Origin of the sequence: Maribacter spongiae, assembly GCF_047345125.1 — a bacterium.
Classification (GTDB): domain Bacteria; phylum Bacteroidota; class Bacteroidia; order Flavobacteriales; family Flavobacteriaceae; genus Maribacter.
In genome coordinates this window covers 63241-89209 of sequence record NZ_JBLFEQ010000011.1, presented here as the reverse complement: position 1 = coordinate 89209, position 25969 = coordinate 63241, and the positions used below count along the sequence as shown (strand labels likewise).

Annotated in this window: 23 protein-coding genes and 1 pseudogene; 4 read left to right on the top strand and 20 right to left on the bottom strand. The window is 39.1% G+C overall.

The genetic code is table 11. The features are described 5' to 3' along the window. Positions 1-5: 5 nt before the first annotated feature. The 6 genes from ACKWB9_RS13895 to ACKWB9_RS13870 are packed head-to-tail and all read right to left on the bottom strand — an operon-like array spanning position 6 to position 5324. Complete coding sequence (locus ACKWB9_RS13895; RefSeq protein WP_414003634.1) at positions 6-1262, bottom strand: sulfate adenylyltransferase subunit 1; 1257 nt, start codon at positions 1260-1262, stop codon at positions 6-8. Between the two features lie 16 nt (positions 1263-1278). Continuing rightward, complete coding sequence (gene cysD, locus ACKWB9_RS13890) at positions 1279-2190, bottom strand: sulfate adenylyltransferase subunit CysD (RefSeq protein WP_414003625.1); 912 nt, start codon at positions 2188-2190, stop codon at positions 1279-1281. 4 nt (positions 2191-2194) lie between these two features. Next, positions 2195-2782, bottom strand: coding sequence for an adenylyl-sulfate kinase (gene cysC, locus ACKWB9_RS13885; protein WP_414003624.1), 588 nt, complete (start codon positions 2780-2782; stop codon positions 2195-2197). A gap of 3 nt (positions 2783-2785) precedes the next feature. Then, the gene (locus tag ACKWB9_RS13880) at positions 2786-3298 is read right to left on the bottom strand and encodes a DUF2061 domain-containing protein (RefSeq protein WP_414003623.1); all 513 of its coding nucleotides are present in this window, start codon (positions 3296-3298) and stop codon (positions 2786-2788) included. Next, positions 3298-4125, bottom strand: a complete 828-nt coding sequence (cysQ, locus tag ACKWB9_RS13875) for a 3'(2'),5'-bisphosphate nucleotidase CysQ (RefSeq protein ID WP_414003622.1) — start codon at positions 4123-4125, stop codon at positions 3298-3300. Before cysQ ends, ACKWB9_RS13880 begins: the two co-directional genes overlap by 1 nt. 29 nt (positions 4126-4154) lie before the next feature. Then, positions 4155-5324, bottom strand: a complete 1170-nt coding sequence (locus ACKWB9_RS13870) for an OmpA family protein (RefSeq protein WP_414003621.1) — start codon at positions 5322-5324, stop codon at positions 4155-4157. 679 nt (positions 5325-6003) lie between these two features. Between ACKWB9_RS13870 and ACKWB9_RS13865 the strand changes: the two are divergent. Then, positions 6004-6617, top strand: a pseudogene (locus ACKWB9_RS13865) (IS5 family transposase). Between the two features lie 103 nt (positions 6618-6720). Here the strand turns inward: ACKWB9_RS13865 and ACKWB9_RS13860 are convergent. Both ACKWB9_RS13860 and ACKWB9_RS13855 read right to left on the bottom strand, forming a co-directional pair. Next, on the bottom strand, positions 6721-7761 hold the full coding sequence (locus ACKWB9_RS13860; RefSeq protein ID WP_414003620.1) for a GNAT family N-acetyltransferase: 1041 nt from the start codon (positions 7759-7761) through the stop codon (positions 6721-6723). A gap of 440 nt (positions 7762-8201) precedes the next feature. Beyond that, positions 8202-8501, bottom strand: a complete 300-nt coding sequence (locus ACKWB9_RS13855; protein WP_414003619.1) for a hypothetical protein — start codon at positions 8499-8501, stop codon at positions 8202-8204. Between the two features lie 20 nt (positions 8502-8521). Here ACKWB9_RS13855 and ACKWB9_RS13850 point away from each other — a divergent pair, with 20 nt between their 5' ends. Continuing rightward, positions 8522-8761 (top strand): hypothetical protein, encoded by a 240-nt coding sequence (locus tag ACKWB9_RS13850; RefSeq protein WP_414003618.1) that lies wholly within the window; start codon positions 8522-8524, stop codon positions 8759-8761. 105 nt (positions 8762-8866) lie between these two features. Here the strand turns inward: ACKWB9_RS13850 and ACKWB9_RS13845 are convergent, their stop codons facing one another. The 10 genes from ACKWB9_RS13845 to ACKWB9_RS13800 form a co-directional block, all read right to left on the bottom strand. Continuing rightward, the gene (locus tag ACKWB9_RS13845; RefSeq protein WP_414003617.1) at positions 8867-10048 is read right to left on the bottom strand and encodes an OmpA family protein; all 1182 of its coding nucleotides are present in this window, start codon (positions 10046-10048) and stop codon (positions 8867-8869) included. 127 nt (positions 10049-10175) lie between these two features. Then, positions 10176-10622, bottom strand: coding sequence for a hypothetical protein (locus ACKWB9_RS13840; protein WP_414003616.1), 447 nt, complete (start codon positions 10620-10622; stop codon positions 10176-10178). Then, positions 10615-11754 carry an N-acetyl-alpha-D-glucosaminyl L-malate synthase BshA gene (gene bshA, locus ACKWB9_RS13835; protein ID WP_414003615.1) on the bottom strand — a complete coding sequence of 380 codons (1140 nt, stop codon included), beginning with the start codon at positions 11752-11754 and terminating at the stop codon, positions 10615-10617. Before bshA ends, ACKWB9_RS13840 begins: the two co-directional genes overlap by 8 nt. Before the next feature lie 16 nt (positions 11755-11770). Then, the gene (locus tag ACKWB9_RS13830) at positions 11771-14680 is read right to left on the bottom strand and encodes a glycoside hydrolase family 3 N-terminal domain-containing protein (RefSeq protein ID WP_414003614.1); all 2910 of its coding nucleotides are present in this window, start codon (positions 14678-14680) and stop codon (positions 11771-11773) included. A gap of 94 nt (positions 14681-14774) precedes the next feature. Then, the gene (locus ACKWB9_RS13825; RefSeq protein WP_414003613.1) at positions 14775-15257 is read right to left on the bottom strand and encodes an ABC transporter ATPase; all 483 of its coding nucleotides are present in this window, start codon (positions 15255-15257) and stop codon (positions 14775-14777) included. A 16-nt stretch (positions 15258-15273) separates the two neighbouring features. Further along, positions 15274-16131 carry a hypothetical protein gene (locus ACKWB9_RS13820; RefSeq protein WP_414003612.1) on the bottom strand — a complete coding sequence of 286 codons (858 nt, stop codon included), beginning with the start codon at positions 16129-16131 and terminating at the stop codon, positions 15274-15276. Between the two features lie 111 nt (positions 16132-16242). Next, positions 16243-17034 (bottom strand): (Fe-S)-binding protein, encoded by a 792-nt coding sequence (locus ACKWB9_RS13815; protein WP_414003611.1) that lies wholly within the window; start codon positions 17032-17034, stop codon positions 16243-16245. Positions 17035-17044: 10 nt separating this feature from the next. Further along, positions 17045-18370 (bottom strand): 4Fe-4S dicluster domain-containing protein, encoded by a 1326-nt coding sequence (locus tag ACKWB9_RS13810; protein WP_414003610.1) that lies wholly within the window; start codon positions 18368-18370, stop codon positions 17045-17047. Positions 18371-18374: 4 nt separating this feature from the next. Then, entirely contained in the window at positions 18375-19337 is a 963-nt protein-coding gene (locus tag ACKWB9_RS13805) for an MlaD family protein (RefSeq protein ID WP_414003609.1), read from the bottom strand. Between the two features lie 56 nt (positions 19338-19393). Next, positions 19394-20704, bottom strand: coding sequence for an N-acetylmuramoyl-L-alanine amidase family protein (locus ACKWB9_RS13800; protein ID WP_414003608.1), 1311 nt, complete (start codon positions 20702-20704; stop codon positions 19394-19396). Positions 20705-20847: 143 nt separating this feature from the next. Here ACKWB9_RS13800 and ACKWB9_RS13795 point away from each other — a divergent pair, with 143 nt between their 5' ends. Beyond that, on the top strand, positions 20848-23574 hold the full coding sequence (locus ACKWB9_RS13795) for a putative LPS assembly protein LptD (protein ID WP_414003607.1): 2727 nt from the start codon (positions 20848-20850) through the stop codon (positions 23572-23574). Between the two features lie 52 nt (positions 23575-23626). Next, complete coding sequence (locus ACKWB9_RS13790) at positions 23627-24007, top strand: RidA family protein (RefSeq protein WP_414003606.1); 381 nt, start codon at positions 23627-23629, stop codon at positions 24005-24007. A 5-nt stretch (positions 24008-24012) separates the two neighbouring features. Here ACKWB9_RS13790 and ACKWB9_RS13785 read toward each other — a convergent pair whose 3' ends face one another. Beyond that, complete coding sequence (locus ACKWB9_RS13785; protein ID WP_414003605.1) at positions 24013-24864, bottom strand: N-acetylglucosamine kinase; 852 nt, start codon at positions 24862-24864, stop codon at positions 24013-24015. Between the two features lie 87 nt (positions 24865-24951). After that, on the bottom strand, positions 24952-25953 hold the full coding sequence (gene gap, locus ACKWB9_RS13780) for a type I glyceraldehyde-3-phosphate dehydrogenase (RefSeq protein ID WP_414003604.1): 1002 nt from the start codon (positions 25951-25953) through the stop codon (positions 24952-24954). Positions 25954-25969: the final 16 nt, after the last annotated feature.

Here is a 25969-nt window from a genome sequence, read left to right as displayed (position 1 = left end):
TCTTATTAAACAATCATTCCAGCCGCCACGGTTTCATTGGTGTTTTCATCTATAAGAATCAAGCTTCCTGTCATACGGTTATCACGATAGGAATCAATCATCAAGGGTTTAACAGTTCTTAGCTTTACCTTACAAATATCATTCATGTTCATCTCTTTGTCGTCAAACTCACGACCAAGTGTATTGATATTGATTTTGTAAATCACCTCTTTGATCATAGCGGTCTGTTCATTTGAAGTATGCCGTACCTTGTATTTGGCCCGAGGTTTGGAACTGTTACTGTTTAACCAACAGAGCATCACTTCCATTTCTTGAGAAGGCTCAGGCATATTATTGGACCTAACAATCATATCTCCCCTTGCAACATCAATATCATCTTCAAGGGTAATCGAAACAGACATTGGAGCAAATGCCTCTTCAACCAAACCAGTAGGTCCTTCAATTGTTTTTATTATCGAAGTGAATCCAGAAGGCAGTACTGTGATTTGCTCACCCGGTCTGAATATTCCACTGGATATTCGCCCAGCATATCCACGATAATCGATATACTCATCGCGTTGGGGACGAAGTACCGTCTGTACGGGAAATCTAGAATCCACCTTATTGATATCACTACTTATATGAAGTGTTTCCAAGGTATGGAGTAATGGAGCACCCTTGTACCAATCCATATTTTCTGAACGGTTTACCACATTGTCACCTAAAAGCGCACTAATAGGTATAAACCTTACATCTTTAACGAATAGCTTGGTAGAAAAATCTTCAAACTGTTTTAGCACCTGATCATAGGCATCTTCCTTAAAATCCACCAAATCCATTTTATTGATGCATACTATTAAATGTGGGATTTGTAGCAAAGATGCGATGAATGCATGCCTTTTCGTTTGTTCAATTACACCATGTCTAGCATCTACCAAAATAATGGCAGCGTTCGCTGTTGACGCGCCAGTAACCATGTTCCTCGTATATTGGATATGTCCTGGAGTATCCGCTATGATGAATTTTCTTTTTGGAGTAGTAAAATACCTGTAAGCAACATCTATGGTAATACCTTGCTCTCGCTCATCACGTAAGCCATCTGTGAAAAGGGCCAAATCTACTCCCTCATGACCTTTCTGTTTACTTGTACTTTCGACAGCCTCTAACTGATCTTCAAATATTGCTTTTGAATCATAAAGTAGACGGCCGATAAGGGTACTTTTACCATCATCAACACTTCCAGCCGTGGTAAATCTCAATAATTGGTTGTTGTTTATGCTCATTTTTGTTTGTCTCTTTTTAAAAATAACCTTGTTTCTTACGATCTTCCATGGCAGTTTCGGACCTCTTATCATCGGACCGGTTACCCCTTTCGGTTTGACGCATAGCCGACACTTCTAGTACAACTTTATCAAGGGTATCCGCATCAGATTCGATACCTCCTGTAATGGTAATGTCACCTAAGGTCCTAAATCTTATTTTCTTTGTTTCAATTCGTTCATTTTCGTCCATAACCAAAAACTCAGATTTGGGTATCCATGAACCATTTCTCCATACCACTTCACGCTCATGGGCCAAATACAAGGAAGGAACGTCTATTTTCTCCCTAAGTATATAATTCCAGACATCCATTTCTGTCCAATTGCTTATAGGGAATGCTCTAAAATGCTCTCCCTCAAAATGTTTTCCATTAAATAGATTCCAAAGTTCAGGCCTTTGATTCTTCGGGTCCCATTGTCCAAAATCATCTCGATGTGAAAAAAATCGTTCTTTTGCCCTTGCCTTTTCTTCGTCCCTTCTTCCACCTCCAATTGCACAGTCCACTTTGTTTGATTCAATAGCATCAAGAAGTGTGGTAATCTGCAATGCGTTGCGTGTTGCGTTTTTTCCTTTTTCTTCAGCTACCCTACCCTGATCTATAGATTCTTGTACGGAACCAACGATTAGACGAGCACCCAATTCATTGATTAAATCGTCTCGAAACTTTATGGTTTCGGGGAAGTTATGTCCCGTATCCACATGCATTAGGGCGAATGGAATCTTACATGGGTAAAATGCCTTCTTTGCCAAATGTGTGACAACGATGGAATCCTTTCCCCCTGAGAAAAGAATCACTGGATTTTGAAATTGTGCCCAAACCTCTCGCAAGACATACATCGCCTCAGATTCAAGCTCATCGATATAATTCAATGAGTAATTGTACTCGTTCATTTTTTTATTTTAAGTTGTTTTTTATTGCTTGATATATAATTTCTACAGATTCTTCAATAGAATTACTTTCAGTAACCTCGACATTAGGACTTTTAGGTGCTTCATAAGGAGCGGACACCCCTGTCATATTTGAAATTTCCCCTTGTCTGGCTTTTGCGTATAATCCTTTCACATCCCTTTGTTCACAAACCTCAAGGCTGGTGTTGACAAAAACTTCAAAATAATTACTAGGGCCTACTGTTTTTTTTATAAACTCCCTGTCTTTTTCATAAGGAGCGATGAACGCAGCAAGTGTTACTATACCAGCATCTATAAAAAGTTTTGAAATTTCACCGATTCGTCTTAAGTTCTCGGAACGGTCTTCCGGTTTGAACGAGAGATTGTTATTAATACCCTTGCGCACATTATCACCATCCAATGTATATGTATGAATTCCCTTTTTATGTAACAATTCCTCCAACGCATTTGCAATAGTGGATTTCCCTGAACCAGAAAGACCTGTCAAAAAGACCAAAAAAGAATTATGGCCATTAAGTTTTTGTCTATCTTTTTTTGTAATCTTATATGTATGTGATACAATATTCGCGCTCATAATTTAGCCAACTTTATGTCCAAAATTAGATTTTTTAACCTGATCTCTCTTACCAATTGATTTTATTTTCTGCTTTCTAAAAGTAGATGCCGTTTTGGTCTTTATGTTTTTTAACTTTCTTTTTATCAAGCCAAAGTTTAATCTATACCAAACTCTCTCATGCACGTAATAAAGAATTATTTTCGAAATGACCTCGAAGCCTCCAATCTTCAAGCCGACCATTGGATTTCCTGAAATTAACCAGGAAAGTAGAATAGTATCCATAGTACCTATAAAGCGCCATGAAAAAGTTTTTGCCAAGTGTCTTTTTTTACTTTCAGGGATGGGAACCCTTATCCATAAACGCTCATGGAAATAGTAAAGAACCATCTTGGTGAAAACTTCGCTAAAACCAATTTTTAGACCTGTCAAAGGATTTCCCGTTATAATCCAAGAGATACAAATGGTATCCAATGTACCCAGAATACGCCATGTTATAGTTTTGGCCAGGTGTCTTTTGTAGGAAATCTTAGCCATTAGTTAACAACTAGAAAATAGGGGTTTAAAAGATTCTCTTTGTTATAAAGAAGAGGCTTATCTGTTTCTTGGTTAAGAACTTTAAGACCTACTGCATTACAAATTGCTTGACCAGCTGCGGTATCCCACTCCATAGTAGGTGCAAATCTAGGATAAATATCAGCTTTGCCTTCTGCTACCAAGCAAAACTTTAGTGAGCTACCCTTTGAAACTATTTCGACATTTTTATATTTGGATTTCAAACCATCTACAAAATTGGTCGTGTCCTCGTTCATATGAGAGCGGCTGCCTACCACCCTTATAGTTTCATTCGATAACGGCGAAGGTGTTATTTTATTTTTGAAATCATATAATTCTCCTTGAACAACATGGTTTTCGCTCAGTACATGTTTGTACGCTTGGTTCAGTTCCGTATTGGCATAATAGAGTTCTCTAGATACTGGGACATAGATAACCCCGATACTCGGAGCCCCATTTAAAACAAGGGCTATATTAACGGTAAACTCACCATTCTTTTTTATGAATTCCTTTGTTCCGTCCAAAGGGTCTACCACCCAACAAACATCCCACTCCTTTCGTTGCAAAAAATCGACTTCCTTGTTCTCTTCACTAATAATCGGAATTCCTGTTTCCTTTAGAAACTTCATGATCAATGAATTGGAATTCAAATCGGCTTTCGTCAAAGGTGAATTATCTTTCTTACCTTCAAAACTAATTTCATCGTCCTCGTACACCTTCAAAATTTCCTTACCAGCTTCTATGGATGCCTCAATTGCTATTTCAAGTAATTCCGAGGTAGACTTTATTTTTTCTGCTAAATTTTTCATTTCAATTGATCAATAGTATAAGAATTGTATTAGTTCCAGATTATTTTGAACTCTGACCTTCTATTTTCTCTATGTTTCTCTTCTAGGCAATATACTCCATCATCACAATCATTTTTCAAATACTCTTCACCAAAGGCATTACCTAAAACCCTATCTTGTAAAACTCCTTTAGAAACCAAATAATCTACTGTTCGCCGTACCCTATGTTCTGACAACCATAGATTATACTTGTCCGTTCCCCGTGAATCAGTGTGTGAACCTATTTTGATCGTCAACGTTGGGTTTTCAAGTAGAATTTCGGATAACTTACCGAGCAATCCCTTGTCCTCATTGTTGAGATAAGATGAATTCAAATCAAAATATACAAAACCTAGGGCTTTTACCCGGTTTTCAATTCTATCCCTTCTGGCCTCCTCAGCTTCTCTTTTGGTATTTTGCTCGGCAGCTAATCTAGCTGCTTCCTTCTCTAGGTGCCGTGCCAATAAACGAGCTTCTTCAGCATTTTGGGCGACAGCAATAGAATCCTGGATACGCTGCTGTTCCTTTTCCATTTCCTGAATTATGGCCAATTTTTCCATTCCTTTTTGGGAAAGACCTTTTTCTATTCCAAAACGGTAAATTGCACCAACAGCATGTTGAATATGATTGGTCACATTTTCCATGCTCATGGCCCATTTCCCAGTGGAATTGAAATCAAAGCCAAATCTATCAGAAAGCCAGGCTCTAAAACCTACGGACGCATTATAAGTTCCCCTCCCTTGGTTATTAGCATCGGTATAACCTGCACCAATCCCTACATATGGATCAAACCAAGCTGTTTCCCCCAATATTTGGTTAAGATCGTAGCTTATCCTAAAGTCAATAGCGTAATAATCAATATCTTCAGTATTGACCATCCCATCTATGGTTTTACCTTCCTTGTATCTGTTATAGGTTCCATTAGCTTCTAGTCCCAATCCATTTTTAAAATATCTTCCTATACTTAATCGAGAGGGAAATGGAACTATATTCCAATTATCGGTGACATTGAAAAAGTTAGTAAATTCCGATCCCGCATCATCAACAGCATTAAACCCCACTCCAATAACCCATGCGCTATGGACTATGGTGTCCATTTTTGTCAATTGAATGCTTTGGGAAAATCCTGAATACAAGAATAGCAGGCAAGCTATGATTACCAATGTTTTGGTTAACTTCATGTTTTGCAATTTGGATACTATGATGACAAAAGTAACCTATGTCGGACAACTCATAAAAAAAGGCGTTCTAAGAGCAATTATCTACGACAAAGTGTAAATAATCACTCTACTTCCAAGGTGATTTTTTTGCCTTCATCTAGATATTGTATAGATACATAGAGGAAAAGTCTCTAAACCGTTTTCTTCCTTCTCATCTTTAATTCGAACCCCCACTACAACCGAATCAGGGGTTTCATTTTAAGGTACATCTCTGGCAAGGTGCTCGTTTTTTTGGTGCCCAGACACGCTACGAAAACTGTTTTTTTATCAAAATCAATGGTTAGGGTAGCCCAGGTCTTCTGATCACGTATAATGTTTGTTTCTGGGCCATCAACTGGAAAGTAAGCGTCTGGATCAATAAACTCAATCTTTCATAAGTTTCTATATTCCGCTTTTGGCTTTTATATGAAAAAGGTAAAAAGCATAACCAATATGATTGCAAATTTCGTTAATACGAATTCTTAAATATTGACTTATAAGCTTTTTCATAAACCTCCTCGTAAAGGGGTAGAATATTCTTTATTGTAAATTCCTTGGACGCAAATGATCCAAGCGAAGTGATTTAAACTTTTTTTGAATCGAAGGAAAGAGTTGTGGATATTTGTGTCGCGAAACATAAATAACTCCAAAACAACCCTTTATGTACAGTGTACTCGACAAAGATATGATAGAAACGGAGATCGTTCCATTTATTCCGAAAACAAAAAGAGGTTTTTTGCCGACCGTTCCGGTGGCCGAGATCGTCAATGCGACACTCTATAAGCTCAAGACGGGGCACAATGGAGCCAGTTCCTGGTAAAGACCCTGTTTTCAGGGTGTCGCTTAGCTGGCAATCGGTATATCACCATTACGGTAAGTGGTGCCTTTGCGGAACATGGAAGAATTGCTGGATCAAGTTTCTGAACAGACACAGGGTCGAGCTGGACCTTTCAAGTGTGGATCTTGACGGCAGCCATACACCTGAAGTCAGGGGTGGTGCGAACGTCGAGTATCAAGGGAGGAAGAAACGTAGGACCACCAACGCCAACATCTGTTTCAACAGACGCAACGGGAACAAGCGGGACAGAGATGAGTACTTTAACCAAGAACTATACGATAAAAGGTATGCCATAGAACGCACCAATGCATGAAATGGACAGCTTCAGGTCACTACTCAACAGGTTCGACACCACTATTGCAAACTGGAGAGGGTTCAACTACCTATCGTTCATCGCATTGGCCCTGAAAAAATTTGAAACCAAAAAGTCTAAATGAGTTTTAATTAAAAGCATAAATAATTCATCTTAGAACAAAAATAATTCAGTTTAATTGAAGCTTACATTCAAAAAGGGAGGATAACATAGGGAACATTAAAGTGTCAGCATTCAATAGCACGATAGCGAGGAAAATATTTCAAAGCTTCCTTACAGGATTGAATATCTTTTCTTTGTTGAACCAAATCATCGTATATTTCCTGATTCACCATATATTTCCATACTTTGAATGGTGTTGAATCTTTTGAAAATCCTGATTTGAAATAGAATAAAGAATCTTCCCTACTACCAACCCCACCTCCAAGATTAAAATATCTATAGTTCCCAATTGATGCTCTAATCCGCATTTCATCAATTAACAATTTAACAGGATTTAAATCCAGATATCTTTCTGCGGTTCCAGAAAGATGGTATTGTACAATTGTATTTTTTTTTGTGAACATGGCACCTCCAGCCACTTCAGCTGTTTCTTTATTGATAGCCAACAACAATTCTATTTCGAAATCAGTGCTATTGACTAAATCAAGAAAATACTTTTTATCAAAGAAATATGAAGCATTGGCATCGACTCGCCTCATATTTTCATGATATAATGTAATGAAAGACTCAATATCAGCTAGTTTATTTGCTTTCTTAATAGTGTATACGGTTCTCGATTTATTTATATAGGTCCGCAACCGCTTACTATAAGCTGCCCATTGCTCTTCGGGTGTTTTCATCAGGTCAATATATACGATCCTCCCAAGCGTTTGCGTTTCTGCTTTATCTATGTTGAGTAAACAACTTTCTTGATAAGGTATAAATGAATTTAATCTAGAAAATACAGAAATAATGTTTTGTTCTTGAAAAAATTGATGCAATTCTTTATGAAACAGGCTGAAGTCAAAATCAGAAGTTATGTTTTTGGTAATCGGACCTGGGTATCCATAAACCGATGTAGCATCTTTATATATGGAGTATTCAATGTTTCTGAAAAGCAAGGGTAAAATTATTGTTTTGTTACCTTCAGTATAATGAATTAATATAGGTTCTTCTTCATTGACCTTAGTTAAATGGTGATAGTCATAAGTATGGTAAAAGTCAGAAAAATCACATTTTTTTACAAGACTATCCCAATTTCCCTTATCCTTTATCAAATCTATCATAAAATTGATCTAAGTTTTGTCCAGATTTGGTCTTAAAAATATAAAAGTTGACTTTATCCACATAATTATCTATAGCAAATACAGTTAAATGGAGACAAGCGGTAATTAATATCAAAGTAAATATCGGGGTTTGGTCAGTTCAGAATATAATATTTCGTTAAAAACCAATAAACTTTCGGTAATACACCATATTAGTTAGATTACTAAAAATTATCAATTATAAGTCTAATTAATTTTTAAAATACGGTTTTAAATCATGTGTATGCTGAAACATTCTTTTTATTAATCTGTTCACTCAAGGAAATAGTTATCTGTCTGCTTTTATTTCAATTTGATCAGGGATATTCAGGAATAAGCATAGTTATCCCTTCTAGACTGTAGGTTTTTGTTTTTTCGGGTATTTTCAAGCGGCCATTTTGGCCCGTTTTTGTATCCTTTGGCTAATTTTGAGCGTATTTGAGGTATGTATTCCGAAGAATATCCAAGTATCTCGGTCTTCTTGTTCCTTGCTGAATCCTTTTCAGGAGAAAGTGCTCTTTATCGGTTCCGAAGCTGCCTTCCAATCGTGTTGCCCAATCCTTGGTTATCATTTGGGCAAGTAACCTGTAATGGTCATGGCGCTTGGTCTTCCTTCCCTTTCTCTTGAAGTCGGTTTTGATATTGTCCGAGGAGACAAAGTTCCGGTTGGCGTCGGTGGCGTAGATTTGGCGACACAACAGCGTATGATTGGAATTATTCAAAATATAGTGTAGGAATAATAATGGTCATAAAACAAGTAGAATGGTGCATTGCAAATGATTATGCCATCTATGACTTTTCAAAAGGATCCCTTCCCTATAAAAAACAATGGTGCAACCAAACCTATAATTTTGAACATCATATATTCTATGACTCCAAGGACATAAAATCTAAATTGACCGCTGTAGGCCTGACCTATTTACTGCGATTTAAACAATATTTAAGGGAACATCCCATAAGGGCTTTTATTACGGAAAGGTAATTAAAAGGGTTGTTTGAACATCCATCGTATGGTCAGATACCAAGCATATTCTTAACCATTGCGAAATAGTATTCGGAGGCTCTTTTAACACAGAAAGTTCCATTACTAAAAAGTATCGACCACAAACTCACTCCTCCTATTCGCCCTATGTTTTTCTTCCGGACAATAGGTATTATCATCACATTCATTAAGCAAATTCTGCTCACCATAGGCTTCCGCCTTAAGTCTGTCCTCAGAAATTCCTTTGGAAATTAGATAGCCCCTGGTTTTATCTACACGCCTTTGGGACAACCAGTCATTATATTTTGAAGTACCTCTCGAATCCGTATGCGAGGTTATTTTAAGTTTTAAAGTTGGTATTTCATTTAAAATAACGGTCAAAGCATCCAGTATTCCCTTCGATTTTCCATTAAGGGAAGAAGAGTTCAAATTAAAATAAACGTATCCCAGTTTATTTATCCTATCCGTAATATCTTGTTTTCTTTTATTTTCTGCATCAATTTTGGCCTTTTCTGCAGCGGCCAATTCGGCGGCTTCCCGTTCCCTCTTTAATCGTTCCGCCAATAAGGCTTCCTCTTTTAAGCGATTTACTTCGTTTATGGAATCCTGTTGTCGCTGCCTTTCTTTTTCGATAGCGGCCAGCAGCTCCTGTTTCTCCTCTCCTCTTTTGGACAACCCTTTTTCGATTCCAAATTGATACACGACTCCTGCGGCATGCTGTAAATGATTGGTAGCTCCATTATTTTGGCTCATGGCCCATTTTCCCGAAGAACTAAAATCAAGTCCCCAACTATCCGAAAACCAAGTTCTAAATCCTACTACAGCATTATACGTACCCCTACCAAGGTTATTTGCCTCGGTATAACCGGCCCCAATACCTACGTATGGGTCAAACCAGCCCGTTTCCCCAATAATTTTATTCAGATCATAGGTGATCCTGGCATCCAGACCATAATAATTGGATTCTTCGGTAATCACTACTTCATCTACAATCTTACCTTCTTTGTATTTATTCAGGGTACCAATAGCTTCTATCCCCAATCCATTTTTAAAATATCTGCCTATACTCAATCTTGAAGGATATGGTAAAATATTCCATTCACTATCTATATTAAGAAGACCATCAAAAACATTACCTGAATCATCCACGGCATTAAAGCCCAGGCCTATTATCCAGGATTTTTGGACGATACTATCCTTGGATGTAATCCGTAGATCTTCTTGGGCATTACTGACGGTAACGAAAATAAATACAATTAAAAATGAGAGAAGAGATGAAGTCTTCATAGCTGAAAAATTTGGGTTTTAAAGTGTAAAATTAATCACAATGATCATTGTTATCAAAAAAGTACCATAAGGTGCAAGAATGATCGTTCGATAGACCAAAAGTACTCATCTATCGCTATACATAAGTTTATTCAAAAACAATTGTTTTATGGTCTAAAGGTATTTTATATATATAAAAAGGACTGATCAACGCTGAGGTGTTTTTAACTTTTCGTGCGGTTTTTTTACTTATAAAATAAGTCTCGTCCGTTTCTTCGGATACAAAAAGTTCAATGGGATTATCGGTACTTTCACCCGAACACCATATAAGCAATCTATTTTTGGAAAAATCGATTTCCGGAAGGGGTAATCCTGGTTTTCGAGTCCTATTGATCCGGCCATAGAACTTTTTCAGGGTCTTTTCGTTTTCAACCAAAATTTTCTCCTCCAACTCCGCACCACTATAATTATCCTGAACGATCAATTCCATTTTGGGTTCAGTGCTGTTATCACTATTGACCGACACGTTTTTTTGACCTTTGCAGGCTGATGACAATGAAATCAATATCAGAAGCACAAAAGACCATTTAAGCATTTTTCAATCTGCTTTTATATGCCCGTTCATAAACATCTTCATATAATGGAAGAATATTAAGAATATCGAACTTTTGAGCCTCTCTTACCGCATTCCGTTTAAATTTCTCCAAAATTTCATCATTCCCAAGAATTGCCAAGGCATTTTTTGCCATTTCATCAATATTTCCCACATCGCTCAAAAAACCTGTAATACCCTGAATATTAACTTCTGGAATACCCCCCACATTACTTGAAATTACGGGAACCCTATTGATCATAGCTTCAAGTGCGGCCAATCCAAAACTCTCGGATTCCGAAGGCAACAAGAACAGGTCCGAAAAACAAAGAATCTTATCGATCTCATTGCTGTTTCCTAAAAATATGACCTTTTCGGATATTCCCAGTTCTTCGCATAAACGTTCAGCTCCTTCTTTTTCGGGCCCCTCACCCACCATAATCAATTTAGTAGGAATCTCTTTTTGAATCTTGTAAAATATTTTCAGGACATCCGGAATACGTTTTACTTTTCTAAAATTACTAACGTGGGTAATGATCCGTTCATCGTCACAGGCCATATTAGTTCTCTGACAGTCGGTAAAAGAGGTGCTATATTTTTTCCCGTCTATAAAGTTTGGAATTACCTCAATATCTCCGTCAATATCGAATATTTCCAAAGTTCTTTGACGAAGACTCCCGGAAACCGCCGTAACTACATCGGACTGATTAATACTAAAGGTAACCGCAGGCTTGTAAAAAGGATGCTTTCCTACCAAGGTTATATCCGTTCCGTGCAGGGTAGTGATCATGGGAATATAGATGCCTTGTTCCTCTAACATTTTCTTTGCCATATATCCCGCATAGGCATGTGGAATGGCATAATGCACATGTAGCAACTCTATATTGTACAAACGTATGGTATCTACTAATTTACTGGATAATGCCAACTCATAAGGCTGATAATGAAACAAGGGATATTCAGGAACATGAACCTCATGAAAATGAATGTTATTGTTCAATAAACCCAACCTGACCGGCTGACGATAGGTTACAAAATGTACTTCATGTCCCCTATTGGCCAATGCTATGCCCAATTCCGTAGCCACTACACCACTCCCACCAAAAGTAGGGTAACAAACTATTGCTATCTTCATCTTACAAAGCTACTTTTTAATTTATAATGGAATCGTATATGGCCTGCTGAATTCTTGTTCTTAACGCAGATTTAACTAATAGCGTATTTGAGGCCGTAGGATATGTTCGGTTGGACAAGAATACATATACGATGTCCTCTTCTGGATCGGCCCAGGTATAGGTACCGGTAAAACCACTATGTCCAAAGCTTTTTCTTGACACACATCCACAAGTAGGGCCACTTTTTTCCAATTGCGGTTTATCAAAACCTACCCCACGTCTCACATTTTTATCGCAGAAATAGCAGGTATTGAATTTTTTCACGGTTCTGGGGTCAAAAAACTTAGTGCCGCCATAGTACCCTTCCTGAAGGTACATTTGCATAATTTTGGCCACATCATTGGCATTGCCGAACAAACCGGCATGCCCCCCTACCCCACCTTGCATTGCCGCTCCCATATCATGAACATAACCCTGTATAGTCTGGTAACGGTAATATTTGTCTTCTTCCGATGGCACGATATTGTCCTTCGGAAATTTTCCCAACGGATTATATGAGGAGTGATCTGCCCCTATGCGTTCATAAAGAAATTCCTTGCTCAACTTATCCAACGGTTCATTATAAGTGTCCTCTATATACTTTTTCATTACGTAATAGGGTACATCACTATAACGATAGCGATTTGATTTTAAATCCTGACGGCCGATTCTATTATAGATCGAATCCCGGTAAGCATCGGTCAAATACAAATTTTCCGCTACTTTTGTTGAAAATCCAGGGGTCGGGGAAGTTCTATAAAATTCTTTGGAAGGTTTTCGGTCTTTATTCAATGTCCTTATATAAAACGGTATCCAGGCAGGAAGTCTTCCATAGTGGGACAATGCTTTTAAAACGGTTACATTTTTTATTTCGGTATCGGAATAATCAGGTACCAACTCCTCAAAAGTGTCGTTCAAGGCGATTTTTCCCTCTTCTTCCATTTTCATGACCATGGGCAAGGTAGACAATATTTTTGTCAGGGATGCCAAATCATATATATGTTCCCCGGTTATTTTGGAATTTGATTTATAGGTCGGTTTTCCAAAACTTTTATTATAAATTACTTTTCCCCTTCTTGCCACTACTATTTGGGCCCCTGGAAACATTAAACTATCCAAGCCATTTTGGACAAGTTTATCTACCAGGGCAAGTCTGCGGGAGCTTAGGCCAACCCTCTCCGGAAAACTATACCCTAAACGTTTTAAAGGTTTCACTCTAATACCAGAACCCACCGGAAATTCCGGGTGGGCGGTTACCGGAAGTATTCCCCTGGCAGGAACGGCCCCAAAGAGTAATTCGGCCGTTTTTTGTTGGGCCAAATCGCTATTTTGATACGCCATTACAACGGCATCGATATTCTTAAAGGTAGAAATTTTTGAAAGTGCATAAGGTTTCACAAACGCACAGAGTATAAGGTTTGAGGTACGTTCATTGGCAACGCCCTGCAACCAGGCCAATTCCTTATTGGAAAAATTGTAGGGTTTCCACGGGTTTTCATTGCTTTTATGATGACCGATAATGACCAGGTTATAATCTGAAAGTTTATTTTTTAACGTGTTTATATTACTACCGTTGATTTGGGTTACTTTGGCATATTTATTCAGTGTTTCCAAAAACGTATTATGGGAAGCATCCCCAAATTTCACATAGGCGATTTTTTTGTTTTGAAGGTTTTTTATCCCTAAAAGATCAAATCTATTTTTAAGTACGGTTATCGCATTTTCAATAGCCTCTTCATAGATCAAATCATTCTCCAAAGAATTCAGTTCTTCAAATAGCCCATCAGTCTCAAGAGGCATATAATTGTTCAGGCCCGCTTTATATTTGGCCATTAAGATTTTTTTCACGGAATGGGACAAGCGTTGTTCTGTAATCCTGCCATTCTCATAGGATTCAAGCAGTTTTTCTTTGGTCTTAACAAGGTTTTTAGGCATTAATAGCATATCGTTACCCGCTAAAAAGGCCCTGAGCCCTACGTCCCCTTCCTCTCCAAAACTGGAAGCTCCCTTCATATTCAGGGCATCCGTAAATATCAGACCCTCAAAACCCATTTGTTCTTTTAATATCCCCGAAATTATTTGTTCGGATAAGGACGAGGGCAAACCTTCCCTTAATTCCAGGGCGGACACTTCCAAATGTGCCACCATAATACTGCTCAGACCTTTTTTAATTATTTTTTTATAAGGATATAGTTCCAAACTATCCAATCTGTCCCGAGAAAAAGTAATAACGGGCAGGTCATGATGGGAATCTAGGGCAGTATCTCCATGTCCCGGAAAATGTTTACCACTGGACAATACCCCCTCACTTTCCATCCCTTTTATAAAAGCGATGCCTTTTTCGGTCACCACCTCTCTATCTTCCCCAAAAGAACGGTTTCCTATAATGGGATTTTTAGGATTGGTATTGATATCCATATCCGGGGCAAAATTTATGTGTACCCCTAACCTCTTGGCGTGTTTTCCTATTTGACGGCCTATTTTTTCAACAATGGAATTATCCGTTATTGCCCCAAGGGTCATATTCCAGGGAAAAGCATAGGTAGAATCCAATCGCATGGCCAATCCCCATTCCGCATCCATTCCGATCAATAAAGGAACTTTGGATACCGATTGAAATTCATTGCTTAGTTCTACCTGTCTTACGGGACCTCCCTTTAAAAAAATAACCCCGCCCAAATAATGCTCTTTTATCAATTGTTTTAATTGGTTGGTTTGTCGGGAATCTTGACCCGAAGACACACTGACCATAAACAATTGGCCAATTTTCTCCTCCAAGGACATTTGTCCATATTGGGCATCCACCCATTGTATCTGTTCGAGGCTATCCTCAACGACCAATGGATTTTGACCATAAAGACCGTAAAAAGCCGTAATAAAAAGAAAGTGGATAAGGCTGGGGCGCATATACTTTTAATACATGAAGGTACTATAAAACGGAAAAATTATCGCATTTCATCGATAAAACCTAATAAAATCAGCATGTCGAGCACTTTATTCACTAAAGAAAACGGGCATGCCAACTTTCTGAAGCAGGCACTTCCCAATGTTCTTGGTATTCTCCTTTTGTAGCTACAAGGTTGTTAAAAACAACGGTGTTTTTGGAAACGGATTTTTGTTTGGCCATCTTTTTAAAATCGATGAGAGGTTTATAAGCAACATATTCCCCTTGTTTAAAGGACACGTTCATTTTGTCCAATAAGACCACATTATATTTTTTTTCCAGGTATTGTATGAAATGTACGGAAGCGTCTATGGAGCATCCTGTAGCGGATTGCGGCCCCTGGTCCAAAGCGATAATAAAAAAACGCTTGTATTTTATCTCATAACCCGCCTTTAAGTCATTTCCATGAGCTGTCCAGTTATCCATAAAATCATCCAATTCCCGGGTTATTTCATTCAATTCATCTTCAGTAAATGTTCTGTTGGATTGGTAAATCCAAACCCTTGAAGTATCGGGCAAATTCTTAAAATCTGTTAACATGCGTTTTTATTATCTTTTAGTTTAATATGGATTTGATACCATTCTTCATCCTGTAGATAGCCTTTACGGCTTCTTTGTCCAAGGCCTTATTAAAAATAGTGATTTCATCCATGAGACCGATATAATTGAGTCCCAACATAATTCTCGACCTTTCCTCATCCCATGTAAAAGAATCGCTTATACCTTCTACAGCTCCTTTTGACTCTCCATTTATAAATAATTCATGTTTTGCCCCGTTCGTATTCAATTGGGAAAAACGCATAACAACATGGGTCCACCCTTCCCTATGAAACGGAGGTTCTTTTACCCTGACCAGGCGTTTTTCCATTTTCACCTGCTCATCTTTCTTTTCGGGGTTCCATACCGCAATATCCCCAATAACCCCCAATCTAAAGTCCCGTGGGTTATCTTTTGTGAAATCTACCCATAAAGCGGCATCATTATAGGTAACGTCCGTAATCTGAATGGGATCGCAATAACCGGGTTCCAAATCTTTTTCGGGATCAAGTTGTAACCAAAACGATACCGTACCGCTCCAAGATTCACGATTATAACCCATATTTCTCTTTCCCTTATAAAAGGTAATCATTTTACTCTTCTTTTTAAAATTCAGGGCATCGCCCACAAAACCTTTCCCTGTGGCAAGTTCCACATCGGGATTAAGCAAGCCGGGTTTTGCTTCCGCTATTTCCTTTGGGCTTATAGCGGTATAAATCTCTGCATCGCCAACGGCAAAATCCGCAGCAGCCTTTCCATCAAACGAACTATAAAAAATAAGGTGGTCCTTTAAACCATAATCTTGTGAAAAACTTATGGACCCCATGAAGGTTATGACAAGGACTATGATTCTATGTAAAAAGGTAATTATTTTCATCGTTGTCGGCATTTAATAAAATAGACGTATTAAAAAAGTATAATTACATTCCGGGCCGTCTTTTTCGGATAGGCGAAATCTACCTGATCGCAGTTTTCCGTTTGTTTCGCCCTAAAGGTCTTCTGCTGTTGCGATAAGTTCCGCAATATCCAATACGGCTACAGAACCTTCTTTTTCCTTGTTTTTTACACCGTCCGTCATCATCGTATTGCAAAACGGGCAACCGGCGGCAATAATCTCAGGACGAGTCTGCAATGCCTGTTCCGTTCGTTCTATATTGATCTCCTTATCACCTTTTTCAGGCTCTTTGAACATCTGAGCACCACCCGCACCACAGCACAGTCCGCGTTTTTTACAATTTTTCATCTCTACCAGTTCCGCATCCAATTTACGGATAAGCTCTCGGGGGGCCTCATAAACATTATTGGCCCTTCCCAAGTAACAAGGGTCGTGAAACGTTATTCGTTTGCCCTTATAAGTGCCGCCCTGCATGGTAATTTTACCATCTTCCAGCAATTGCCTTAAAAATTGGGTGTGATGAACTACTTCATAGTTCCCGCCCAGCCCAGGGTACTCGTTTTTAAGGGTATTGAAACAATGTGGGCAAGCGGTAACCACTTTTTTAATACCATAGGTGTTCATTACCTCTATATTGGTCACCGCCTGCATCTGAAAAAGAAATTCGTTACCCGACCGCTTAGCAGGATCTCCCGTACAGCTTTCTTCAGTTCCCAAAACGGCAAACGATACTTTGGCCTTATTCAATATTTTAACAAAAGCCTTGGTTATTTTCTTCGCCCTATCATCAAAACTACCTGCACAACCTACCCAAAAGAGGACTTCGGGCTGTTTTCCTGCAGCAGATAACTCCGCCATGGTCGGTACTTTTAGTTCATTACCCATAACTATTCTCTTATGACTCCTGACCCCAATTGAGCCTATCCATCTGATTAAATGGCCAAGGTGCGCCGTTGTTCTCTATATTTCCCATCATATTGTTCAAGTCCGAAGGTGCCGCTGACTGTTCCATTACTAGGTATTGGCGCATATCCATAATGATCGAAAGCGGGTCTATACTTACAGGGCAGGCCTCTACACAGGCATTGCACGATGTACATGCCCATAACTCCTCCCTGGAGATATAATCATCCAAAAGTTGTTTGCCGTCATCTTTATATTCCCCTTTGTTCACCTCTATATTTTTGCCCACTTCTTCCAATCTATCACGGGTATCCATCATTATTTTTCTGGGCGATAATTTTTTTCCGGTCCGGTTTGCAGGACATTCACTGGTACAACGCCCACATTCCGTACAGGTATAGGCATTCAATAATTGTACCCAGCTCAAGTCATGAACATCGGAAGCCCCGAACTTTTCAGGTATTGGAGCATCTTCTGCCGGTGCCGCAAAAGAATCTACGGAGGGATCCATCATCATTCTTACCTCTTTGGTGACCGATTCCAAATTTTGGAACTGACCTTTTGGCGTTAACTTTCCATAATATGTGTTGGGAAAGGCCAATAAAATATGTAAATGTTTTGAATAATAGAGATAATTCAAGAAAAACAGGATTCCTGAAATATGCAACCACCATGCGGTTCTTTCCAATAGGGTCAAATGGGTCTGGGACATGCTTTCAAACAACGGTACAATAATGCTACTTACGGGAAAAGCACCGGCCCGTACATAATGTTCCGCCCCTTGCTGTTGCAATTGAAGGTCTGCTGCGTTCATGGTCAAAAAAAGCAACATCAATATCAATTCTATATATAGAATAAGATTTCCGTCTTTTTGGGGCCATCCCTTCATCTCCGGCTTTATAAAACGCCTTAAACGGACGATGTTCCTACGTATCCAAAAAACAACTACGGCAACAACGACCAATAATGCCAACAATTCAAAAGAACCGATCAAAAAGTCATAAAATGTGCCCAGCACGGCAAAAATCCGGTGGGTTCCAAAAATACCATCGATAACAATTTCCAATACTTCAATATTGATAATTATAAAACCGATGTATACAATTACATGCAACATTCCCGCCACAGGCCGAACCACCATCTTAGACTGGCCCAAAGCAATCATGGCCATGTTCTTCCATCGTTGTGATATATTGTCGGAAACATCAACATCTTTTCCCAAAAGAATATTCCGTCTGAGACGACCTACGTTTTTGACAAAAAAACCGATGCCAAAAACAAGCAAGGCCAGAAAAATTATATTGGGAACATACTGCATTTTATTATTCTATTTTTTCGGCCGGGTCATTTTCCGGAACGGTATATTCCTTTTGTTTTTTTCCAAAAACGGAAACATTTACATATCGTTTTGGATTCAACCTAAAATCCTGCAAGAGCAAATCCAGTTCCCGGGAAGCATTATTGAGATTGGTATATAGTTCCTCGTTGTCCAATAATTTCCCCAAAGTGCCATCACCCTGCTCGATCTTGGACATCATCTTATCCAAATTGGTTACCGTAGATTCCAGACCGGCCAACGTACGGCCAAGTCCCGCATTGTTCAAAGAATCCGAAAGTTTGGAAAAATTGTGCGTAAGTGCTTCAAAATTAGTGAGCGAACTATCTAATTTACCACTATTGTTCTTTAAAATATCATTTAAAACTATGGCACTCCCATTAAGGTTTTCCATAAGCTCGCTTAGACCATTGATAGCATTCTGCAAATCCATTTTGGTTTTGGTGTCCAAAACCGTATTGACATTTATCAATACGGAATCTGCATCCGTAACGGCCGATTCAAATTTTTTAAATAAGGGAGTTAATTTTTGCTGTGCCAATTCGGTAAGCCCCGGTCTGGTCTCGGTCTTTAATGTATCTCCAGATCGGATATCTCCGGAACCATCAAAAATTGGGGTAATCTGCAGTCCCTTACCGCCAATGATTCCCGTATCGTACAATTCTACCGTACTGTTCCTTGAAAATTTAAATTCACTGTTCACCGTAAAGGTTACCACTAAATTTCCCTTGTTATCCACAAAGCGGATATCATTTACTTTTCCAACACCAAATCCATTTATGGAAACTACGGTTCCTACCTGTAATCCTCCTACTTTCGGATATATGGCGTAAAGTGTTTTGCTGTCGTCAAAGAGTGGGGAGGATTTTAAATAGCTAAATCCCATAATAAATAATAGAATTCCGCCAATTACGATTATCCCTGTTTTAAGTTCCCTGGATAGTTTCAAATAATTCGATTTACGATTACCAACAAAATTAGAAATAAAAACGAAACGACGCTTTTTTATTGTGAAACCTGTTGGAGTACCTTTGGAATTGGAACCCGATTGCCATTTTTATAGGCCACAATATAAGCCGTTGTGTATCCTTTTATGGTTGCGCTTAACTGTAATTTCTCCGCTGCCTTATAAGAATTGGTACTCCCGTACATATACCGATACAGCTTGTTATACGGTTCTTTGGAAATACCGCCCAAACCATTGAAATTATCAGGAACCAATTTCAAGTCCTTGCTACTGGCCATTAATTGCACTTTAAAAATGATACCCTCGGTTTCCTTTTTTTCCCGCTTCTCCATAGTATTGTTTTCCACCTTTTGTTTGTTTTCCTTAGTAGCGATATCTATGGGTTCGGCAACTTTGTCCTTGACCGGCTCAATGGTTTTAACAGGTGGCGTGTCTTTACTTTTTTCGAGAATTGCAGTTATTTTTTTTGTTGTTTCTTCTTTCCTATCGGTACTTGTTTCTTTTAGGTCCACGGTCCGTTTATCCTTATTTGACGCTGCTTCGCCTTCAACAAGGGGTGGTCTAGTATTTGGTGCTATAGCACTCTTATACTTTAAAATAGCATTGGCAATTGCCCTTCCCATCTCGGATTGGCCTTTTTTGGAATTCAGGTATGCACCTTCGCCCTTATTTGTCAGAAAACCCGTTTCTACCAATACGCTGGGCATAAAAGTCTGATGCAATACTATAAAACCGGCCTGTTTTACCTTTCTGTTATTACGCTTTAGTTTTCCGGAAAAATTATCCTGGATCATTTTTGCCAGGGCAATGCTCTGATCCAAGAATTCCTCCTGCATTATGGTCAATCCAATAACCGATTCAGGGGAATTAATATCATAATCCGCATATCTTGTTTCATAATTGTCCTCCAAATAAATAACCGAGTTCTCCTTTTTTGCGATTTCAAAATTCTGTTTGTTCGCATGAAGCCCCAATACAAAAGTACCTGCACCATGGGCATCCGATGAATGTGAATCACAATGCACTGAAACAAACAGATCGGCATTGGCCTTATTGGCAATTTCCCCTCTCACATATAAATCTACAAAAGTGTCATCTTTGCGGGTATAGATTACTTTAATATCCTTATTGGCGGATAATAGTTCCCCAACTTTTAACACGATGTTCAATGCAATTTGTTTTTCCAAATACCCGTTCCCTAAATTCCCGGGATCGTGGCCTCCGTGCCCTGCATCCAAAACAACTACAAAAGGTTTATCCGCAACAGGTATCGTGAATATATTTTTATTGGGAAGAAGATATTGGGAAAATGTAAAAAGACATAGCGCAAAAAACAATTTCATTTTCATATTCACAAGGGTTTTTAAAGCCCGGATCATGGTTAAAATTATGGTAATTCCCTATTAGGGGAATAAAAAATATATGTAAGTTTGACAACTGAAACCAATGGCTCTTTGAATCGCCAACCTTTACAAAAATAGGATATATAGCCTTGCAATCAAATAAACATTACGTACTTTTCCTATTGATTCTTTTTGTTGGCGCGTTTTTGGTACATGCACAAGAAGATAAAGTTGTACCCTTATCCATAAAGGCGGAAAGGGATTCCATAATAGCTCCACTTATGCCCGTACCCGTGCAAAGGGACAGTATTGTTGCCGATTCTTTGGCCCGGGACTCCATAAATCAAAAGCCCCCCTTACTCTTGGACAAGATTACCTACAAGGCCAAGGAGTATGTGAAATTGAGCAAAAAAGAGCACAAGATCTACCTATATGACGAAGCGGAAATCTATTATCAGGATACGGAGCTCAAAGCCGGTATCATCATTATGGATTATGTGAAAAATGAGGTATATGCCGGACGTTTAAAGGACTCATTGGGTAATTATTCACAACAGCCCTATTTTAAACAAGGTGCCAATGTCGTCATTCCGGATTCCATTCGTTTTAATTTTGATACACAAAAGGCCCTGATCTGGAACTCACGTACGGAGCAAAGTGCAAATGTAGGCACATTGGGCAGTGATGCCATGAAAGTATATGCAGAACTCACAAAAAAGGAAAACGATTCTGTCTATTACCTCAGTGAAGCTAAATTGACGACTGCGCAAGATACCGTTAATCCTGATTATTACATTAGGGTACGCAAGGCCAAATTTGTTCCCAAAAAGAAAGTGATCGCAGGTTTCAGCAATTTATATATTGCCGATGTACCCACACCTATTGCCTTACCCTTTGCCTATTTTCCCCTTTCGGTCGGCAGGGCGGCCGGTGTATTGATGCCCTCTTTTGGAAACGACCCCAATACGGGATACTTTCTACAGGATATGGGATATTACGTTCCTTTGGGGGATTATGCGGACGTTACGTTTACGGGAGATTTCTACACCAACGGCAGTTGGGGGTTCAGAGCTACTTCCGTCTACACCAAACGCTATAAATACAGGGGTAATTTCAATTTCAGATATGAAAACCAGATAAGGAGCCAAAGGGGCTTTAGCGACTTTAGCCTGACCCGAAATTACAATATTCAGATGTCCCATTCCCAAGATACCAAAGCCAGTCCCAATTCTCGTTTTTCGGCATCGGTGAACCTTGGGAGTAGCGAGTATTTCAGAAATTCGCTGCAACAGCGCAACCTGCCCAATACACAAAATAATACGTTATCCTCCTCCATTTCCTATTCAAAAACGTTTCCGGCCTATCCTTCGGTGAACATGAGCGTAACGGCAACGCATTCACAATTGACCTCGCCAACGGCCACCACCTCCAATCCGGATAACATAAACATGACCTTACCCACGTTCCAGGCCAGTATGGAACGTATTTTTCCGTTTGCCAAACGGGACGGTATTAAAAAGGGCCTCATACAGAACATTAATTTTCAGTATGATGTAAATGCCCAAAATAGGTTGACCACCAATGATGACGATTTCCTTACGGGACGAATGTTCGATAACGCCCGTGTTGGTGCCAGACACAGAATTCCGATCAGCACCAACTTTAAAGTGGCCAAATACTTCAGCATGAGTGTAGGAGGAAGTTATGAAGATGTCTGGACCCTGGAAACTTTCGACCAACGATTCGATTCAGAAACGAATACGGTAGTCAGGGATACCATTAGCGGTTTTGACCGTTACAATCAATATAGTTTTAGTGCCAGTTTGGGAACTACCTTATACGGAACCTTCAATTTTGGAGAGGATAAAAAAATACAGGCCATACGGCATGTAATGCGCCCACAGATCAGCTACGGTTATGCTCCTTCTTTTGAACAGTTCTACGATGAATATATTAACGGTAACGGTGAGGTAGTACAATTTAGCCGGTTTCAGGGAACATTGAACGGAGCGCCAAGATTGGGCAAGTCCAACAGCATAAGTTTTTCATTGGCCAATACCCTGGAAGCCAAGGTAAGGGATAAGGATTCCACCAAACTCGAACCCAAAAAGATTCCCATATTAAGCAATTTAAATATTTCCACGGCCTATAACCTCGAGGCCGACTCTTTGCGGCTGAGCCCGTTAAATATAAATGGGGGAACAAGTATCCTCAACAACAAAATGTCCATCAACTTTTCAGGGGGATTGGACCCTTATGCCATTGATAATAATGGCAGACGGATCAACACATTCAACATAAATAACGGAGGGAGCCTTTTTAGGTTAACACGTGCCAATGCCAATATTTCTTATTCTATAAGCAGTGATATGTTTGGAAAGAAAGAGGAAAAAGAAAATGAGGAGGAAGAAGACCCTTTTGATTATGTAGCTCAAAGTGGAGGTAGAACGGACGATTTATTTGGGCGAGCGGATAGTTTTTCGGACAATCCTATAGATCAGGACAAAAAAAAGGATAAAGACATAGAAAATCCGATTTATGGGACCAAAATTCCCTGGAGTTTTAGACTGGCCTATTCCGCCACTTATAACAATTCGGCCAGACAAAATGAATTCAGCAGTCATTCCTTAATGTTTTCCGGGGATATAGAACTTTCTCCCCGGTGGAAAGTAGGGGGCTCATCGGGTTATGATTTTAAAAATAAGGGATTTACACTTACTCAACTTAGATTTCAGCGCGATTTAAAGAGTTTTAGTATGCGGTTCAATTGGACCCCTTTTGGACAATTCAAAAGATGGTATTTCTTTATCGGTATAGATGCCTCTATTCTTAGTGACCTGAAATGGGAGAACAGAAGTCAACCCATAAGAAATTAAAATTATCACCTGTCCATAAACAGGCAGCATATTAAGTTCAAAAAAATTGACTATGAAAAAAATAATCAATACGACGAAGGCCCCGGCCCCTATCGGACCATATAATCAGGCAGTTCTTACTGGAAATACACTATACATCTCCGGCCAAATACCTGTGAATCCCGAAACGGGCGAATTGGTCGTTGGGAATATAGAAAGAGAAACGGCACAATCTATGGAAAACCTTAAAGCTATCCTTGAGGAGGCAGGTATGACCTTTGAGAATGTGGTCAAATCCTCTATTTTTCTTAGCGATATGAACCAGTTTTCACAGGTAAACCAGGTATATGCCCTTTATTTTAATACAGAAACCGCTCCGGCCAGAGAAACGGTGGAAGTGGCTAATCTGCCTAAATTCGTGAATGTTGAAATCTCTATGATAGCGGTCAAATAATACTACTACATATTTTCCCTGTGGAATTCAACAAGTCCTTCTATGGGTCGTTGCCGTATTACCCCTACGATCAAATCGTTCCGTTCTAAAACCGTAATAAGTTCATCTTTAAGATAATGGGCTATACTTCCCACAAAGTTTACCGGAACTTTGGTCGCCAGTTCAAATTGCATTACATAGTTATTAATGAATTGTTGGAAACCTTTATCTATAACTCCCTTGGAATACGGATGCTCTTTATTTTCTATTAAAAACCGGGCAAATGTAGCCAAATAGGTATTGGGGTTCGGTTGTTTGTACAAATTCTCCTTAATAACATCCGCCTCAAGATCATATTGTTTGGAAAATTTGATTCCAAGGTCTTGGGGCATTTTATGGAAATAGTAATCCCTTATCAGCTTACGCCCAAAGAAATTTCCACTTCCGTCATCCATAGGGATATAACCTAAAGACGTAACTTTTTGAAAGAGTTGATGCCCATCATAGTAACTGCAATTGGATCCGGTACCAAGAATACAGACGATTCCCTGATGTCCGATCTTAGTGGTAGAAAAAATAGCGGCATAGGTATCTTCCTTTACCACTGTTTTGGCATTGGGAAAGAAATCGTTAAAAATATCCTTTAAAAACTTCTTCATACGATCCGTTCCACAACCTGCACCATAAAAATACAAGTTGGTAACTTTTTCCCTACTCTTGGAAAGTTCAAAATTATTGGCCAATCGATCTTCGATTACTTCTCGGGTCAACACTTCCGGACTGAGCCCCAATGTCCGTGTCAGAAAAAGTTGTTCTCCCTCGCTATCCAATGCGATCCAATCCGATTTTGTCGCACCACTATCTACTATTAAAACCATATTGACCTAATTACTTTAAAAAACAATCCTGAAAATAAGGAAAAAGCCTCATTTTCAGGAAAATTCATATTAATTCCAAACGTCTTTCTAAAGACTATTTACATGTTTGATCAAATCGACCATTTTATTGGAAAAACCTGCTTCATTATCATACCAGTTAACCAATTTAAAGAACTTGGGGTTGAGTTCGATTCCCGCTCCCGCATCAAATACACTTGTTCTGGACTCGCCAACAAAATCCTGGGAAACAACTGCTTCTTCCGTATATCCCAAAACACCCTTAAGTTCCCCTTCACTGGCTATCTTAAATGCTTTTTTGATTTCTTCGTAAGAAGTTTCTTTTTCCAAACGAACCGTTAAATCCACTACGGATACATCAGCGGTAGGAACACGAAAGGCCATCCCTGTTAATTTTCCTTCCAAAGCAGGAATTACTTTTGTTACAGCTTTGGCCGCACCTGTAGCCGCAGGTATAATATTCATCATGGCACTTCTACCACCTCTCCAATCTTTTCTTGAAGGGCCGTCAACCGTCATCTGTGTCGCTGTGGTTGCGTGCACCGTGGTCATCAATGCTTCTTCTATTCCAAAGGCATCGTTAAGGACCTTTGCCATGGGAGCCAAACAATTGGTGGTACAGGAGGCATTGGAAACTATGGTATCCGATGCTTTTACCTCCTTATGGTTTACACCCATAACAAACATAGGAGCATCTTTGGAAGGAGCGGAAATAACTACTTTTTTGGCCCCTCCGTCAATATGGTATTGTGCGGTTTCCAAAGTTGTGAAAATACCGGTACATTCCGCAACAGTGGTTGCACCAACGGCATCCCAGTTTATATTTTTAGGATCTCTTTCCGCAGTGATCCGAACGGTTTTACCGTTCACTTCCAAATTTCCGTCCTTTACCTCAACGGTACCATCAAATGTACCATGTACGGAATCATATTTTAACAGATAGGCCAAGTGTTCAACATCCAATAAATCGTTGATGGCCACTACATCCACATCTCCTCGTTTAACCGTAGTTCTGAAAACCAGTCTTCCGATTCTACCAAATCCGTTAATCCCTATTTTTAAGTTTGACATTTTTACTTGTTTTTAT

Excerpts from the sequence above, each read along its gene's own strand:
- ACKWB9_RS13840 (WP_414003616.1), bottom strand. The coding sequence starts at position 10,622 with ATGCTTAAATGGTCTTTTGTGCTTCTGATATTGATTTCATTGTCATCA.
- ACKWB9_RS13815 (WP_414003611.1), bottom strand. The coding sequence starts at position 17,034 with ATGGGTAATGAACTAAAAGTACCGACCATGGCGGAGTTATCTGCTGCA.
- ACKWB9_RS13830 (WP_414003614.1), bottom strand. The coding sequence starts at position 14,680 with ATGCGCCCCAGCCTTATCCACTTTCTTTTTATTACGGCTTTTTACGGT.
- ACKWB9_RS13785 (WP_414003605.1), bottom strand. The coding sequence starts at position 24,864 with ATGGTTTTAATAGTAGATAGTGGTGCGACAAAATCGGATTGGATCGCA.
- ACKWB9_RS13850 (WP_414003618.1), top strand. The coding sequence starts at position 8,522 with ATGGTCATAAAACAAGTAGAATGGTGCATTGCAAATGATTATGCCATC.
- gap (WP_414003604.1), bottom strand. The coding sequence starts at position 25,953 with ATGTCAAACTTAAAAATAGGGATTAACGGATTTGGTAGAATCGGAAGA.
- cysQ (WP_414003622.1), bottom strand. The coding sequence starts at position 4,125 with ATGAAAAATTTAGCAGAAAAAATAAAGTCTACCTCGGAATTACTTGAA.
- ACKWB9_RS13845 (WP_414003617.1), bottom strand. The coding sequence starts at position 10,048 with ATGAAGACTTCATCTCTTCTCTCATTTTTAATTGTATTTATTTTCGTT.
- ACKWB9_RS13870 (WP_414003621.1), bottom strand. The coding sequence starts at position 5,324 with ATGAAGTTAACCAAAACATTGGTAATCATAGCTTGCCTGCTATTCTTG.
- cysC (WP_414003624.1), bottom strand. The coding sequence starts at position 2,782 with ATGAGCGCGAATATTGTATCACATACATATAAGATTACAAAAAAAGAT.
- ACKWB9_RS13800 (WP_414003608.1), bottom strand. The coding sequence starts at position 20,704 with ATGAAAATGAAATTGTTTTTTGCGCTATGTCTTTTTACATTTTCCCAA.
- ACKWB9_RS13895 (WP_414003634.1), bottom strand. The coding sequence starts at position 1,262 with ATGAGCATAAACAACAACCAATTATTGAGATTTACCACGGCTGGAAGT.
- bshA (WP_414003615.1), bottom strand. The coding sequence starts at position 11,754 with ATGAAGATAGCAATAGTTTGTTACCCTACTTTTGGTGGGAGTGGTGTA.
- ACKWB9_RS13825 (WP_414003613.1), bottom strand. The coding sequence starts at position 15,257 with ATGTTAACAGATTTTAAGAATTTGCCCGATACTTCAAGGGTTTGGATT.
- ACKWB9_RS13790 (WP_414003606.1), top strand. The coding sequence starts at position 23,627 with ATGAAAAAAATAATCAATACGACGAAGGCCCCGGCCCCTATCGGACCA.
- cysD (WP_414003625.1), bottom strand. The coding sequence starts at position 2,190 with ATGAACGAGTACAATTACTCATTGAATTATATCGATGAGCTTGAATCT.
- ACKWB9_RS13820 (WP_414003612.1), bottom strand. The coding sequence starts at position 16,131 with ATGAAAATAATTACCTTTTTACATAGAATCATAGTCCTTGTCATAACC.
- ACKWB9_RS13880 (WP_414003623.1), bottom strand. The coding sequence starts at position 3,298 with ATGGCTAAGATTTCCTACAAAAGACACCTGGCCAAAACTATAACATGG.
- ACKWB9_RS13810 (WP_414003610.1), bottom strand. The coding sequence starts at position 18,370 with ATGCAGTATGTTCCCAATATAATTTTTCTGGCCTTGCTTGTTTTTGGC.
- ACKWB9_RS13860 (WP_414003620.1), bottom strand. The coding sequence starts at position 7,761 with ATGATAGATTTGATAAAGGATAAGGGAAATTGGGATAGTCTTGTAAAA.